Consider the following 14,239-nt stretch of genomic DNA (forward strand, 5'->3'; position numbering starts at 1 on the left):
GTCCCGGGCAGTCTACCGGCGCGCAGAGCCCTCCGGTCGTTCCCCCTATGCTGGTGGCGTGGTGTCGTGGTGGAACCGGAAGCGCGCGGCGCAGCTCGCGGCCGCGTGGCTCGCGTCGCGGAACCCGAAGAACACCTCCCAGGTGGAGCGTCTGCAGCTCGACGACGTCAGCCCCGAGCTCGACGTGTTCCTCGGCCAGGCCGCCTACCTCCAGCTCTCGCTGTACGAGACGATGGGCCGCGCCGGAGCCGGCGCCCCGACGCTCTCCGGCCGCCTGGTCACCGGCGTGCTCGCGACCACGGCGCTCGAACGCCACCGGTCGATCGTCGCCGAGATCGAGCAGATGGGGCAGGACCCCGCCGAGCTGATGGCGCCGCACCGGCAGGCCATCGACCGCTTCCTCGAACGGACGAGCGGCGCGGACTGGTACGAGTCGATGCTGACCGGGTACGTCACGGCGGGCATCCTCAACGACCTGTTCGCGAACCTGCTGCGGTCGTTGCCGGCCGACGTCCGCCAGCGGCTGCGCACGGTGTTCGACTCGCGCGAGGCCGCCGCCGTCGTCGAGGAGCTCAGCGCGCGCATCGACGAGGAGCCCCAGGTGGCGTCACGCCTGGCGATGTGGGGACGACGACTGGTCGGCGACACGTTGCTCGTCGCCCGTTCGGCCCTGGCGTCCCACGCCCGGGAGGACCAGGAGCGGCTCGAGCCGGTCTGGACCGAGCTGATCGCGGCGCACACGCGCCGGATGGACGCCCTCGGGCTCACCGCGTAGGGCGGTCTGTCGCGCCGACGGCTGGGTCGCGGCAGACAGCTGCGTCACGGCCGACAGCTGCCGTCGCGATCGTCTGCGTCGGGTCCGTCAGGTGGTGCTGGCGCCGCGGGCCTTGGCGGCCTCGTAGTACGCGACGTCAGCAGCGATGCGGCGGCGTCCGAGCAGCCACTCCGCGCCGAGCGCGACGACGCCGGAGCCCACCAGCGCCACGACCCAGATCCAGGTGGCGTCGTACTGCCACCCCGCCCAGGTCAGGACCTCCCAGAGGACGGCGGCCGTGATGCCGCCGACCACCGGGCCGAGCAGCTGTCCGCGCGTCGAGTGCCACGGCAGCACGAGGTGCGCGACGGCACCGCAGATGACACCACCGAGGACGGCGAAGAGGAGCTCCATTGGTCAGGCGGGGTCGGTCAGGCGACGAAGCCGATGCGACGGGCCTCTTCCGAGCCGAACTCGACGTAGGCGAGGGCTGCTGCGGCCACGACGTACTTGCGGCCCTTCTCGTCCTGGAGGGCCAGGTGCGTCTGGGAGGTGAGCGCCTCGGAGACGGCCTTCTCGATCTCCTCAGCGGTCTGCTTCGACTCGAAGGCGATCTCGCGGGGGCTGTTGATGATGCCGATCTTGATGTCCACGTGCTCACCATATCCGAGCACCTCCGACCGGTCCCGCACGTTCGCCGCGGGCGCACGGCAGGGCTCGTCACGGCCGTGGCGCGGTGCCCGGGGATGTCGGTCGCGCTCGGTACCGTACGCATGTGCCCACGACCACGCTGACGCCAGCTCCCGCGCTGACGCAGGTGTCGCGCGCGCTGGTGGACGACCCTGCGCAGGCCGAGGTGCTGGCCCTGCCCGACGGGGTCCACGCGGCGGTCATCGGTGCCCCGGGGACGGGCAAGACCTCCACGCTCGCCCGGCTCGTCGCCGCCCGGCTCCGTCGTCCGGACGCCGTCAGCGCCGACGGCCACGCGACCGTGCTCGCACTGACGTCCGCACGCACCGCGGCGACCGGGCTGCGTGACCGACTGGCCGCCACGGTCGAGCGCGTGACCCCCGGCGCACTCGCACGCACCGTGAACTCCCTGGCGTTCCAGATCGTCACCCACGCCGCCGCGCAGCAGGGCCAGCCGGCCCCGACGCTGCTGACGGGTGGGGAGCAGGACCGGATCCTCGGCGACCTGCTCGCCGGGCACGATGCCGACGGCACCGGACCGCACTGGCCGGACCCGATCACCGCGGTCGTCCGCGAGCGGGCCGGGTTCCGCACGGCGCTCCGCGACGTGATGATGCGCGCCGTCGCCGCCGGGGTCGAGCCGGACGACATGCGGGAGCTCGCGGACGACCACGGCCGACCCGAGTGGCGTGCCGTCGGGGACCTCGTCGACGAGTACCGCGCGGCGCTCACGGCCTTCCGGACGACCAGCCTCGACGCCGCGGAGCTCGTGGCCTTCGCGACCGCCGCCGTGCTCCGTGGGGAGCTGCCGCCGGCCGTCGCCGCACTGCGGCTGCTCGTGGTCGACGACACCCAGGAGCTCGTGGAGGGCGAGGTCGCGCTCCTCGGCGCGCTGGCCCGTGCCGGCGTGCAGGTCGTGGCGTTCGGCGATCCCGACATCGCGGCCTCGGCCTTCCGTGGCGCCGAGCCGGACGTGCTCGGTCGACTGGCGTCCCGCCTCGGCGTCGACCACGTGCAGGACGTCGTGCTCGGGACCGTGCACCGACACCCCGCGCCGATCCGCACGCTCGTCACGGGCATCACCGGGCGCGTGGGCGCGGCGGCGGCCGGGCGACAGCGCACCGCCCTCGCCAGCCGGACGGACGGTCGTGGGGACTCCGTCCTGCACCTCGAGGGCGGCAGTCGATCGGCGCTCGTCGTGGCGGTGGCCCGGCGGCTCCGTGAGCACCACCTGCTCGACGGGGTCCCGTGGCACGAGATGGTCGTCGTCACCCGCAGCGGTGCGGCGATCCCCGAACTCGTCCGGGCCCTCTCCGTGGCCGAGGTCCCCGCCACGGCCGGGTCCGCCCCCACCCGCCCCCGCGACGACTCCGCCGCGCGGTCGCTCCTCGACGCCGCCGGGGTCGCACTCGGTGTGCTGCCCCTCGACGCCGACCTGGCCACCGCGTTCGCGACGGGTCCGCTCGGTGGGCTCGACACCCTCGCGATGCGCCGACTCCGGCTCGCCCTGCGGCGCGAGGAGCTCGCGGGCGGCGGCACCAGGACCGCCGACGAGCTGCTCGTGGACGCACTCGGCGCCCCGGAACGACTCGCCACGGTCGACGCCGCCTTCGCCCGTCGTGCCACCCGGCTGGCGCGCAGCCTCGTGCAGGCCAGGACGGACGCCGACACCGGTGCGAGCATCGAGGAGATCCTCTGGGGCCTCTGGGAGCGCAGCGGCCTGGCGAAGGTCTGGGGCGGGCAGTCGCTCGCCGGCGGGGTCGGTGCGGCCGAGGCCGACCGGCACCTCGACGCCGTCCTCGGGCTGTTCACCGCGGCGAAGCGGTTCGTCGAGCGCACACCCGACGCCCCCGCCCGCGTGTTCGTCGACGACCTGCTCGGTGCTGACCTGGCCGAGGACAGCATCGGCCCCGACCGGACGGCGGGGCGGGTCCGCGTGCTGACGCCCTCCGCGACCATCGGTGTCGAGTGCGACGTCGTCGTGGTCCTCGGGCTGCAGGACGGCGTCTGGCCGAACACCCGCGTGCGCGGCAGTCTGCTCGACCCGGACGGCCTGGTCCGTGCCGCCGACGGGCTCGAACAGACCCCGGTGGACGACCGCGCGGCCGTCGTCGCCGACGAACTCCGACTGTTCGCCCGCGCCGTGTCCCGGGCCACCACGCAGGTGGTCATCGGCACGATCGCGAACGACGACGAGAGCCCGTCGCCGTTCGTCCGCCTGGTCCCCGTCCCGCCGGACCGGCAGCCGTCGGCCCACCCGCTCTCGCTCCGCGGCCTCGCCGGCACCCTCCGCCGACGTGTCGTCACGACCGGGGACCACGAAGCGGCGTCGGCCCTCGCCCGGCTGGCGGCCGAGGACGTCCCGGGGGCCTCACCCGACGACTGGTACGGCACGGCGGAGCCCACGACCGAGGACCCGCTCGTCGACCTGACCGCCGACCCCGAGCAGGACCCCGTGACCGGTGAGGACGTCGCCCCGACCGTCTCCGTGTCCCCGTCGCGGATCGGCACGTTCGAGGAGTGCCCGGTGCACTGGTTCGTGCAGACCTTCGGTGGCGGTGCCCCGAGCCCGGCGATGGGCATCGGCACGATCGTGCACGAGGCCATGGAGCACGCGACCGAGGTCGACGTCGAGTCGCTCTGGGAGCGCGTGGAGTCCCGCTGGGGCGAGCTGACGTTCGAGTCGCCGTGGATCGCCGACCGTGAGCGCGCCAGGACCCGACGGATGATCGAGGGCCTGAGCGACTACCTCCGGACCTTCGCCAGCGTCGGTCGTCGGCTGCTCGGCGCGGAGACCTCCTTCGCGCTCGTCACCGGCCCCGCCCGCATGCGCGGCAGCATCGACCGGATCGAGATCGACCCCGACGGCCGGGTGAGCGTCGTCGACCTGAAGACCGGCCGCGGCATGCCGAGCGAGAAGAACGACATGCCCGAGCACCCGCAGCTCGGCGCGTACCAGCTCGCGGTCGAGGACGGTGCCGTCGAGGGCGTGCCAGCCGGGTCGCCGATGGCCGATGCCCGCCTGGTGTTCGTGCAGAACCCGAAGGGCGGCCACGCCTACTCCGAGCGCACCCAGCAGGCCTTCGACCCCGACGCACGCCAGGCCTACCGCGAGCGCCTGCACGAGGTCGCCCGGGGCATGGCCGACCGCACCTTCATCGCCAACGTCGACGACCACTGCGAGAAGGCCCGCACCGGCGTCGAGTGCCGCATCCACGTCGTCGGGGAGGTCACCTGGTGAACGAGGACCTGGTCGTGACGACCGCAGCGACAGCCACGGAGTCGGAGACGACGACACCGCCCACGCGCGACGCGGACACCATCGCCGACGCACTCGGCCGCCCCCGCCCGACCGCGCAGCAGCGGGCCGTGATCGAGTCCCCCCTGGCGCCGGCGCTCGTCGTCGCCGGAGCCGGCAGCGGCAAGACGGAGACGATGGCGTCCCGCGTCGTCTGCCTCCTGGCGAACGGCCTGGTGCGCCCGGACCAGGTCCTCGGACTGACGTTCACCCGCAAGGCCGCCGGCGAGCTCTCCATCCGCATCAACGACCGGATCCGCGCGCTCGAGGACGCCGGCCTGATCGCCCCGGGCGACGCCTTCGAAGCGCCGACGGTCTCCACCTACAACGCCTTCGCGAACAGCGTCTTCCGTGAGAACGCGCTGCTCGTCGGCCGTGACGGCGAGTCCCAGGTGCTCACCGAGCCGTCGGCCTGGCAGCTCGCACGCCGCGTGGTCGTGGCGGCGCGGGACGACCGCCTCGCCGGACTCGACCGGAACGTCGACACCATCACCGCGGCGGTCGTGTCGCTCGCCGGCGCCGCGTCCGAGCACCTCGTCGAACCCGAGCAGCTGCGCCGGTTCGCCATCGAGTTCTCCGAGCTGCTCGAACTGCCGGGCAACCGTGGCAAGCCCTACGCCGCGGTCACCGCTGCCGTCTCGGCGATCGGCGCGCTCGAGCCCCTGACCGACCTGGTCGCGGAGTTCCGACGGCAGAAGGTCGACCGGGGCTTCGTCGAGTTCTCCGACCAGATCGCCCTCGCCCTCGCCGCTGCCGAGGCGGCCCCGCGCGTCGTGTCGGACCTGCGGCAGCGCTTCCGCGTCGTGCTCCTCGACGAGTACCAGGACACCTCGGTCGTGCAGACCCGGTTCCTCGCCCGGCTCTTCCGCGAGCACGCGGTGATGGCGGTCGGCGACCCGCACCAGTCGATCTACGGCTTCCGCGGGGCGAGCGCCGCGAACCTCGCCCGGTTCCCTCGTGACTTCGGCGGGGACGGGGAGCAGACGGCCCACACGTTCGCGTTGTCGACGAGCTGGCGGAACCCGGTCGACGTCCTCGCCGCCGCGAACGCCGTCGTCGCACCGCTGTCCGAGGCCTCAGAGGTCGACGTCGAGCGCCTGTCCCCGCGGCCGGGTGCCGACGACGGCACGGTCGACGTCGTCTTCACCGAGACCCTCCCGGACGAGGCACTCGCGGTGGCCGCGTGGTTCGAGGACCATCGACGGCGCAACCCGTCCGGGTCGATGGCGCTCCTGCTGCGGGCGCGGAAGGACCTGGCCGCCTTCACCGCGGCGTTCACGCACCGTGGCGTGCCGTTCCACGTCCTCGGTACCGGCGGGCTGCTGCAGCGACCGGAGATCGTGGACCTGGTGGCGTGCCTGCGGGTCCTCCACGACCCGGCTGCCGGCAACGACCTCATCCGGTTGCTCGCCGGGGCCCGGTGGCGCGTCGGCGCTGCTGACGTGGCGGCGCTGCACGCGCTCGCGAGCTGGCTGTTCAAGCGCGACCACACCCAGCAGCGCCTCGACGACGACGTGACCGCCGCGTTCCGGGCCTCGGTCGCGGCGGGGGAGCACGGCTCCGTGGTCGACGCGCTCGACTTCGTGGCCGTCGCCCCCGACGACCACGGCGCCCTGCAGGGCATCACGGACGCCGGGCGGGACCGCATGCGTCGGCTCGGCCAGCAGCTCGCGGCGCTCCGGTCCCGCGCCGCGGGGGACCTCGTCGACTTCGTCACGCTCGTGATCCAGGAGATGCACCTCGACATCGAGGTCGCGGCGCACGAGCAGGGCAGCAGCGCCTACCTCGACGCCTTCGTCGACGAGCTCGCCGGGTTCGTCGGCACGGACGACCGTGCGGACCTCGGCGCCTTCCTCGGCTGGGTCGACGCCGCCGCGCGCCGCGACGACATGGGGCCGCGGTCCGAGGAACCCGAGGGCGGCACGGTGCAGATCCTGACGATCCACGGGTCGAAGGGCCTGGAGTGGGACGCCGTCGCGGTGCCCCGGATGGTCGAGGGCGCGCTGCCCGCCCGGCCGCAGGAGGGCTCCTCCGGCTGGATCGGGTTCGGACGCCTGCCGTACGAGTTCCGCGGCGACGCCGACGAGCTCCCACGACTGGCCTGGCGCGGGCACGACTCGCAGAAGGACGTCACCCTGGCGATCGAGGCCTTCAAGGACGAGGTCAAGGCCCGCAACGAGGACGAGGAACGCCGCCTGACCTACGTCGCCCTGACCCGGTCACGGCACGAGCTCCTGGTCAGCGGTTCGTTCTGGGCCGGCGGCGTGAAGCCCACGATGCCCAGCCGGTACCTCGCGGACCTCGTCGAGGCCGACGTGCTGCCGGCGTCGGCGATCCCGGAGACCACGACCCACGAGTCCAACCCCCTCGGGGACGCCGGCGCGACCCAGACCTGGCCGCACGTGCCGTTCGGCGACCGGGCACCCCGCGTGCTGGCCGCTGCCGACCGGGTGCGCAACGCGAACCCGGGCGCGTCCGGCCGGTACGCGGCGGACATCGACCTGCTGCTCGCGGAGCGCCGCGCGGCCCGGTCCGCCAGGCACCGGGTCGTGGTGCCGCACCGTGTCCCGGCGTCCGGCTTCAAGGACTACCTCACCGCCCCGGACGCGGTGGCCGAGCGGCTCCGGCGCCCGATGCCCGAGCGTCCCTACCGCGCCACCCGTCTCGGCACGCTGTTCCACCAGTGGGTCGAGACCCGCGGTCGGTCCGGCGGTGCGCTCGAGACCCTCGACGTGTGGGACGGCGAACTCGACCTCGACCCGGATGAAGGCACGACGACCCCGACGGACGCGGTCGTCAGCGACGACGACGCCCACCGGCTCGGCGAGTTCCAGGCCACGTTCGCCCGGTCGCGCTGGGCGGCGCTGACGCCGGTCGAGGTCGAGCGCGAGATCCACATCCCGTTCCTCGGCCACAGCGTCGTCTGCAAGCTCGACGCCGTCTACGAGATCGACGGCCGCATCGAGGTCGTCGACTGGAAGACGGGGAAGGCGCCGTCCGGGGTGGCAGACCTCGAGCAGCGGCAGCTCCAGCTGGCGCTGTACCGGGTCGCGTACGCCGAGTTCACCGGACGCCCGATCGACCAGGTCGACGCCGTGTTCTACTTCGTGGCCGACGACCTCGAGGTCCGGCCCCGGGAACTGCTCGACCGCGCCGGACTCGAGCGAGCCTGGCAGCAGGCCGTGGGCTGACCGGACCGGCGGAGCGGACGCGCCCCGGGCCTCCAGGCCGTGCCAGCCGGACGGAACGTGTCAGCCGGAGGAACGGCGTCTAGCCGTGCCGACGCTCCGTCGACGTCAGCAGCTGCTCGACCTCGCCGATCTCCATCGTCTCGGGGGAGACCGACTGCAGCGGCGCCGCCGAGGGCGCGTGCACGGCGTCGACCAGGCGGTGCATCATCGCGACGGCGTCGTCGACGACCTCCGTGCTCTTCGCCTGCACCCCGTGCAGCAGCCACTGCGCGGTCTCGAGCTCGTGGTACACCCGCGCCCGCTGGGCGAGCTGGCGGTCGCGACCGCCACCGTTCGCCTCGTACGCGGCGAGGACGGTGGCGAAGGCCTCACGCCGGCCGGGGAGCACCCAGGCCAGGTCCTTGGCCGGGTCGCCGAGCCGCAGTTCGCCCCAGCCGAGCACGCCGCTGACCTCGTCGCCGTCGACGAGCAGGGCCTCGGTGCCGAGGGCACCGTGCACCACGGTCGGGGTGAACTGCCAGAGCTGCTGGTCACGGGCTGCGCCCTCCCAGCGCTCCTGCAGGGCGGCGGGGACGAGCTTGGTCGCGACCGCGCGGTCCATCACAGACACGGCGGAGCGCAGGACCTCGAACGGGGTGAGGGACGGCAGGCCGGCGTCGGTCACGAAGCTGGTGGGCAGGACGTGGACGGCGGCGATCGCGCGTCCGACGCTGGTCGCCAGCTCGGGACGCTCCGCGAGCGTGCCGAGGGCGGGGTGCGCGCCGGGGACGTACGTGGTGAGGATGGCGCGGGTCGACCCGACGGGCGCCTGTCCGCGGTACTCCGGGACGGCGAACGGGAGGCGCGACCTGATCCCGGCGCTCAGCGCCCGGATCGCGAGGAGGTCGGCTGACTGCCGGGCCTCCGCCCGCTGGTTGCGCGGACGCCGGATCACCGACGCGCGGCCCTCGGAGTCGTGGAGGAGCGCCGACTCGTAGTCGCCAGAGGCGACCGAGCCGAGCGTGCGTGTGCCCGTGACCTCGAGTCCGGGGACGGTCGTCGTCGCCAACGCCGCTAGAGTGAACTGGGATCCCGCCATGCCCCACAGGGTAGGTCCGTCGGCGTCACGAACGGTGCGCGCCACGCTGGCCCGACCGGATGCCCGCCGTCGGCTCGCCGAGTGCGAGCCGCTTCGATCCCGACCCGAGGAGTCACCCTGTGACCGAGGAGTTCGCCGCCCGGCTGCCGCTCGCCCGCAACGAGCTCGACCGCGATGCCGAGTACCGCAGCACCCCCGACCTCGGACGGGTCCTGCGCGAAGACCCCTCGACGCGGTTCCTGGCCGTGCACGGTGCCGCGATGCTGCGCAACGCCGACGGCACGCTGCGGTTCGTCCCCGCCGAGTCCGTCCCGGAGTCCGCGCCGCTGGTCTACCTCGGACGCTCCCTGTCCGACGCGGCCGACGCCCCCGCGGGCACCCGCTTCGTCGCCGCGCTCGTCGACGCCGACACCGCTGCCCGGATCGAGCCGGACACGGACGTCTGGGAGAACCTGCGGATGTTCGGCACGGAGCTGTCCGCTCGTGACCAGGGCCTGGCGGTCGAGGCCGTGGCGATGGCGAACTGGCACGCGGTGCACGGCTTCTCGCCCCGCACCGGCTCCGACACCGAGGTCGTCACCGGTGGGTGGGTGCGCCGCGACGACCAGGGCCACGAGCTCTTCCCGCGCACCGACGCCGCGGTCATCGTCGGCGTGACCGACCGTGACGACCGCATCCTGCTCGGCTCGAACGCCGCGTGGGACGACGACCGCTACTCGCTGCTCGCCGGCTTCGTCGAACCGGGGGAGTCGCTCGAGGACGCCGTCCGCCGCGAGGTCCACGAGGAGTCCGGCGTGCACGTCGAGGAACCCGAGTACCTCGGTTCGCAGCCGTGGCCCTTCCCGGCGTCGCTGATGGTCGGCTTCCGTGCCAGGGCCCTCGACGGCGACCCGTCCACCGTCCGCCCGGACGGCGTGGAGATCCTCGACGTCCGGTGGTTCTCGCGGGACGAGATCCGCGAGCGCGCCGGCACCACCCTGATGCTGCCCGGTCGGACGTCCATCGCGCGGGCGATCATCGAGGAGTGGTACGGCGCCCCGCTGGACCTGCCGTGAACCCAGGCCCACCGTCGGGCGCGCAGCCGCAGTCCCAGCCGCGACCCCTGCCACAGCCGCCGTCGCCCGAGGCCCTGCTCGCCGCGCTCGACGCGGAACAGCGCACGGTCGCGACGACCCTGCTCGGCCCGGTCGCGGTCCTCGCGGGTGCGGGCACCGGCAAGACCCGGGCGATCACACACCGGATCGCGTACGGGGTGGCGACGGGCACGTACTCGCCGAACCACGTCCTGGCGCTGACCTTCACCACCCGCGCCGCCGGTGAACTGCGCTCGCGCCTGCGGGCACTCGGTGCCGGAGCGGTGCAGGCGCGCACCTTCCACGCGGCCGCGATGTCCCAGCTCAGCTACTTCTGGCCGGACACGGTCGGCGGGCACGCCCCGAAGATCGTCGAGTCGAAGGCGCGGATCATCGCCCACGCGGCGGACACCGTCGGCATGCGCGTCGACAAGCCCGTGCTGCGCGACCTGGCGGGAGAGGTCGAGTGGCGCAAGGTGCAGCGCCTGACGTACGACGAGTACGAGGCCGCCGCCGCCGACCGGGTGATGCCCCGCGAGACCTCGCCGTCCCGGGTCATCGACCTGATGCGCGCGTACGAGCGGTTGAAGGACGACCGCCGTCAGCTCGACTTCGAGGACGTGCTGCTCGCGACGCTCGGCATGGTCGAGTCCGAGCCGCGGGTCGCCAGCTACGTCCGGCAGCAGTACCGGTTCTTCGTGGTCGACGAGTACCAGGACGTCTCGCCCGTGCAGCACGACCTGCTCCGCGCCTGGCTCGGCGACCGGCAGGACCTCTGCGTCGTCGGGGACGCCAGCCAGACCATCTACTCGTTCGCGGGGGCGTCGAGCCGGTACCTGCTCGGGTTCGGCTCCGAGTTCCCGCGCGGGTCCGTCCTGCGCCTGGAACGGAACTACCGCTCCACGCGCGAGGTCGTGCACGCCGCCAACGCCCTGATGCGCGGGCGTCCCGGTGCGCTCGACCTCGCCGCGCAGCAGACCGAACCGGGCCCGGCGCCCGTCGTCCTGCCCTGCGTGCACGACGGCGACGAGGCCGCCACGGTCTCCCGGCACATCACCGAGCTCGTGCAGGCCGGGTCGGCGTACGGCGACTGCGCGGTGCTGTTCCGCGTCGGGGCGCAGTCCGCCGCGCTCGAGTCAGCGCTCGGTCGCGCCGGGATCCCGTACCGCGTGCAGGGCGGCACCCGGTTCTTCGACCGACCCGAGGTCAAGCTCGCCGTGCACCACATGCGCGGCGAGGCGATCCGCCAGACGGACGACGAGCTCACGCGCCGTGTCGGCCTGGTGCTGCAGGTCAGCGGATGGACCCCCACCGCACCCGAGGGCACCGGCGCCGTCCGCGAGCAGTGGGAGGCCCTGCAGGCGATCATGGGCCTCGCCGAGGACGCCCCCGCCGGCACGAGCATGCAGGAGTTCACGCAGGACCTGGTCGACCGCGCCGCGACGCACCACGAGCCCGAGCTCGACACCGTCACGCTCGCGACGCTGCACTCGTCCAAGGGCCTGGAGTGGGAGAACGTGATGATCGTCGGCGCCGCCGAGGGCCTGCTGCCGATCTCGCACGCCATCACCGAGGACGAGGTCGACGAGGAACGCCGTCTGTTCTACGTCGGCCTGACCCGAGCGCGTCGCACCGTGACCGTCACGTGGTCACGGCAGGGGTCGTCGCGCGGGGGGTCCCGGGCGCCGAGTCGGTTCCTGGCAGCGCTCGACACGCACACCGCGGGTGCGGGCGCACCGGTCGGCGGCTGACCGACAGGTCGTCCCGCTCGAACACGAGCTGGTCGGTGCCCGGGGTCACCGCGGCGCGCGGCAGGAGCTCGACCACCGACCGCGTGACCGCCGCCGCGACCGCTCCGGAGCGCCACGGGGACAGCGGCGCCGCGGGACGTCCCCAGACCTGCGCGGCGATCGCGGGCCACGCCGGGTCGTCGTCGACGTGCGCGTACTCCAGGCACTGCAGACACGGGCCGCTGCCCGGCACGACGAGCGGCCCCACGCGGACCCGACCGTCGCCCACCACGACCGGCAGGTGCGGTGTGCCGCGTCGTGTCCAGGCCGAGCGGAGCGCCGGGTCCACGACGTGGTCCGCGACGACGACGGCGACACGCGGTTCCGGGTCCGGCAGCGTGACGGGACCGCCGCGGGGAGCAGCGGTGCGGACGACGGTGATGCCCTCGCCCGTGAGGAAGGCGTCGAGGGTCGACGCGAGGGCACCGCTGCCGTGGACCTCCACCCGGGTGAGGGGCTCCGGCAGCATGTCGAGCACCGCAGGGGACGCCGCACCGAGCACCTGCGCCGCCATCTCGGGTCGACACCGGACACTCGCTGCGAGGCCGGAGAGGGCGTCTCGGCTGGTCTCCCGCCGGAGGGCGCAGAGGAAGCGCTCCTCGGCCGTGGTCGGCACGCCGATCACGGCACGCGGCGGGTCGACGCCGAGCTGGACGGTCGCCGGGTCACGCCAGACGAACTCGAGCGACGGGTCGATGCGGATGCCCATGCGTCCACCGTGGCGGACGCGAGGAGCCGACGGGCGGTCGCCGGGGGATCTGTGGAGAACCCGCCGGACCGCCAGCCGACAGCCGGAGCCGACCAGGGCCTCCCGGTCGGGTCAGCGCGAGCCGGTGTCGGGCGCCGGACCGGTCGCGTCCGGACCGGTCGCGTCCGGACCGGTCGCGTCCGGACCGTCGCCGGGCTCGTCGTCGATCCCGCCGGACTCGTCCTCACGCGGACGGGAACCGGTGGCGTCGTTCAACAGGTCCTCGAGCGCCCGGTCGAACTCGTCGTCCTCCTGGGTGTGCCCGGGGTTCCGGAGCCGCGCGACGAGCGCGTCCGGGGCATCGACGTCCTCGGACGTCGGCACCAGGTCGAAGTGCTCCCACAGGGCGTCCCGCTGCTCGGCGCCGAGCTCGTCGGTGACCCGCTGCCACATCGCCGCGGCCTCGCGCAGTCGACGGGGGCGGAGTTCGAGGCCGACCAGCGTGGCGAACGCGGACTCGGCCGGGCCGCCGGCGGCTCGACGGCGTCGGACGGTCTCGGCGATCGCGCCGGACCGGGGCAGGCGCGCCGTGGCCGCGGCGGTGACGGTGTCGACCCAGCCCTCGACCAGGGCGAGCATCGTCTCGAGGCGGGCCAGCGCGGCGTCCTGCTCGGGGGTGCGCGGCGGGATCAGCGCGCCGGACGCGAGGGCGTCGCGGAGCTGCTCCTGGTCGGTGGGGTCGATGTCGGCCGCGAGCTCCTCGACCCGGTCGAACGGGATGTGGATGCCACGGGCGTACTCGGTGATGGAGGAGATGATGTGCAGTCGCAGCCAGCGCGCCGAGCGGAACAGCCGGGCGTGGGCGAGCTCGCGGACGGCGAGGTAGATGCGGACCTCGTCCTCGGGGACGTCGAGGCCCTCGGCGAACTCGGCGACGTTCTGCGGCAGGAGCGCGGCGACCTGCTCGTCGAGGAGGGGCACGCCGACGTCACCGCCGGACACCACCTCTTTCGAGAGCTGGCCGACGACCTGGCCGAGCTGGATCGCGAAGAGCGCTCCGCCGACGCCGCGCATGGCCTTCGAGACGTCGCCGAGCATCGCCTTCAGCTCCTCGGGTGCGCGCTGGTCGATCGCCTCGGTCAGGGCACCGGCGATGCTCGCGGCCACGGGTTCGGCGATCTGCGTCCACACGGGGGCGGTCGCCTTCGCCCACTGGTCGCGCGTGAAGAGGCTCGGGGTGGCGGTGAGCTCCGCGACGGTGGTGACCTCGTCGAGCCACAGCGCCGCGACCTGGAAGGCCTGCACGCTCGCCTGGCTGGTCGCCGGGTCGATGCCGTGGGCGCCGTCCTTCGCGATCGCGGTGGCGCGTTCGGCCGTCACCGTGAAGTCGATGCCGTCGCCGCCGTTCTGCGCCGCGCGCTGCAGCTGGCTCATCAGGTTGGCCACGAAGGCCGGGTCGTTCGGCAGGCCAGCGGCGCCCGCGAGCTGCGACGGGTCGATCTGGCCCTCTCCGGCGAGGAGCTTGCGGAGCATCTCCTGGAAGTCGTCGTCCGGCCCCGGCTGCGGTTCATCAGGCATGCCGACTACGCTAATCGCTGCTCGTGGGACCGCGCCTGGGACGGCCCCGTGGGAACGCTCCTGCGGGTGCGCCCAGGGCGAACAGCCCGTCGACGACCG

The 14,239-nt window shown here is 73.9% G+C and carries 10 protein-coding genes; 5 read left to right on the forward strand and 5 right to left on the reverse strand.

Annotated features, from left to right (window positions below):
• The first annotated feature begins 58 nt into the window (after positions 1-58).
• Complete coding sequence (locus tag OVA28_RS08875) at positions 59-775, forward strand: ferritin-like fold-containing protein (protein WP_268096662.1); 717 nt, start codon at positions 59-61, stop codon at positions 773-775.
• An 87-nt stretch (positions 776-862) separates the two neighbouring features.
• Here the strand turns inward: OVA28_RS08875 and OVA28_RS08880 are convergent, their stop codons facing one another.
• On the reverse strand, positions 863-1,168 hold the full coding sequence (locus OVA28_RS08880; protein ID WP_268096663.1) for a hypothetical protein: 306 nt from the start codon (positions 1,166-1,168) through the stop codon (positions 863-865).
• A gap of 17 nt (positions 1,169-1,185) precedes the next feature.
• Positions 1,186-1,407 carry a DUF3107 domain-containing protein gene (locus tag OVA28_RS08885; RefSeq protein ID WP_071271723.1) on the reverse strand — a complete coding sequence of 74 codons (222 nt, stop codon included), beginning with the start codon at positions 1,405-1,407 and terminating at the stop codon, positions 1,186-1,188.
• A 122-nt stretch (positions 1,408-1,529) separates the two neighbouring features.
• Here OVA28_RS08885 and OVA28_RS08890 point away from each other — a divergent pair, with 122 nt between their 5' ends.
• A complete protein-coding gene (locus OVA28_RS08890; protein WP_268096664.1) occupies positions 1,530-4,685 on the forward strand; it encodes an ATP-dependent helicase in 3,156 nt (1,051 codons plus the stop codon).
• 14 nt (positions 4,686-4,699) lie between these two features.
• Positions 4,700-7,933 carry an ATP-dependent DNA helicase gene (locus OVA28_RS08895; RefSeq protein WP_268096665.1) on the forward strand — a complete coding sequence of 1,078 codons (3,234 nt, stop codon included), beginning with the start codon at positions 4,700-4,702 and terminating at the stop codon, positions 7,931-7,933.
• A gap of 79 nt (positions 7,934-8,012) precedes the next feature.
• Here OVA28_RS08895 and OVA28_RS08900 read toward each other — a convergent pair whose 3' ends face one another.
• The gene (locus OVA28_RS08900; protein ID WP_268096666.1) at positions 8,013-9,011 is read right to left on the reverse strand and encodes a phosphotransferase; all 999 of its coding nucleotides are present in this window, start codon (positions 9,009-9,011) and stop codon (positions 8,013-8,015) included.
• 119 nt (positions 9,012-9,130) lie between these two features.
• Between OVA28_RS08900 and nudC the strand changes: the two genes are divergently transcribed.
• Positions 9,131-10,066 (forward strand): NAD(+) diphosphatase, encoded by a 936-nt coding sequence (gene nudC, locus OVA28_RS08905; protein WP_268096667.1) that lies wholly within the window; start codon positions 9,131-9,133, stop codon positions 10,064-10,066.
• Positions 10,063-11,835 (forward strand): ATP-dependent helicase, encoded by a 1,773-nt coding sequence (locus OVA28_RS08910; RefSeq protein ID WP_268096668.1) that lies wholly within the window; start codon positions 10,063-10,065, stop codon positions 11,833-11,835. Before nudC ends, OVA28_RS08910 begins: the two co-directional genes overlap by 4 nt.
• Here the strand turns inward: OVA28_RS08910 and OVA28_RS08915 are convergent.
• Both OVA28_RS08915 and OVA28_RS08920 read right to left on the reverse strand, forming a co-directional pair.
• The gene (locus OVA28_RS08915; RefSeq protein ID WP_268096669.1) at positions 11,726-12,583 is read right to left on the reverse strand and encodes a TOMM precursor leader peptide-binding protein; all 858 of its coding nucleotides are present in this window, start codon (positions 12,581-12,583) and stop codon (positions 11,726-11,728) included. The two genes, OVA28_RS08910 and OVA28_RS08915, sit on opposite strands and share 110 nt — an antisense overlap.
• 111 nt (positions 12,584-12,694) lie before the next feature.
• A complete protein-coding gene (locus tag OVA28_RS08920; protein ID WP_268096671.1) occupies positions 12,695-14,140 on the reverse strand; it encodes a zinc-dependent metalloprotease in 1,446 nt (481 codons plus the stop codon).
• Positions 14,141-14,239: the final 99 nt, after the last annotated feature.

The organism is Curtobacterium sp. SL109, assembly GCF_026672405.1.
Classification (GTDB): Bacteria; Actinomycetota; Actinomycetes; order Actinomycetales; family Microbacteriaceae; genus Curtobacterium.

What these genes read in the sequence shown, in the direction of transcription:
- OVA28_RS08920 (WP_268096671.1), bottom strand. Translation starts at nt 14,140, where the DNA reads ATGCCTGATGAACCGCAGCCGGGGCCGGACGACGACTTCCAGGAGATG.
- OVA28_RS08900 (WP_268096666.1), bottom strand. Translation starts at nt 9,011, where the DNA reads ATGGCGGGATCCCAGTTCACTCTAGCGGCGTTGGCGACGACGACCGTC.
- OVA28_RS08880 (WP_268096663.1), bottom strand. Translation starts at nt 1,168, where the DNA reads ATGGAGCTCCTCTTCGCCGTCCTCGGTGGTGTCATCTGCGGTGCCGTC.
- OVA28_RS08915 (WP_268096669.1), bottom strand. Translation starts at nt 12,583, where the DNA reads ATGGGCATCCGCATCGACCCGTCGCTCGAGTTCGTCTGGCGTGACCCG.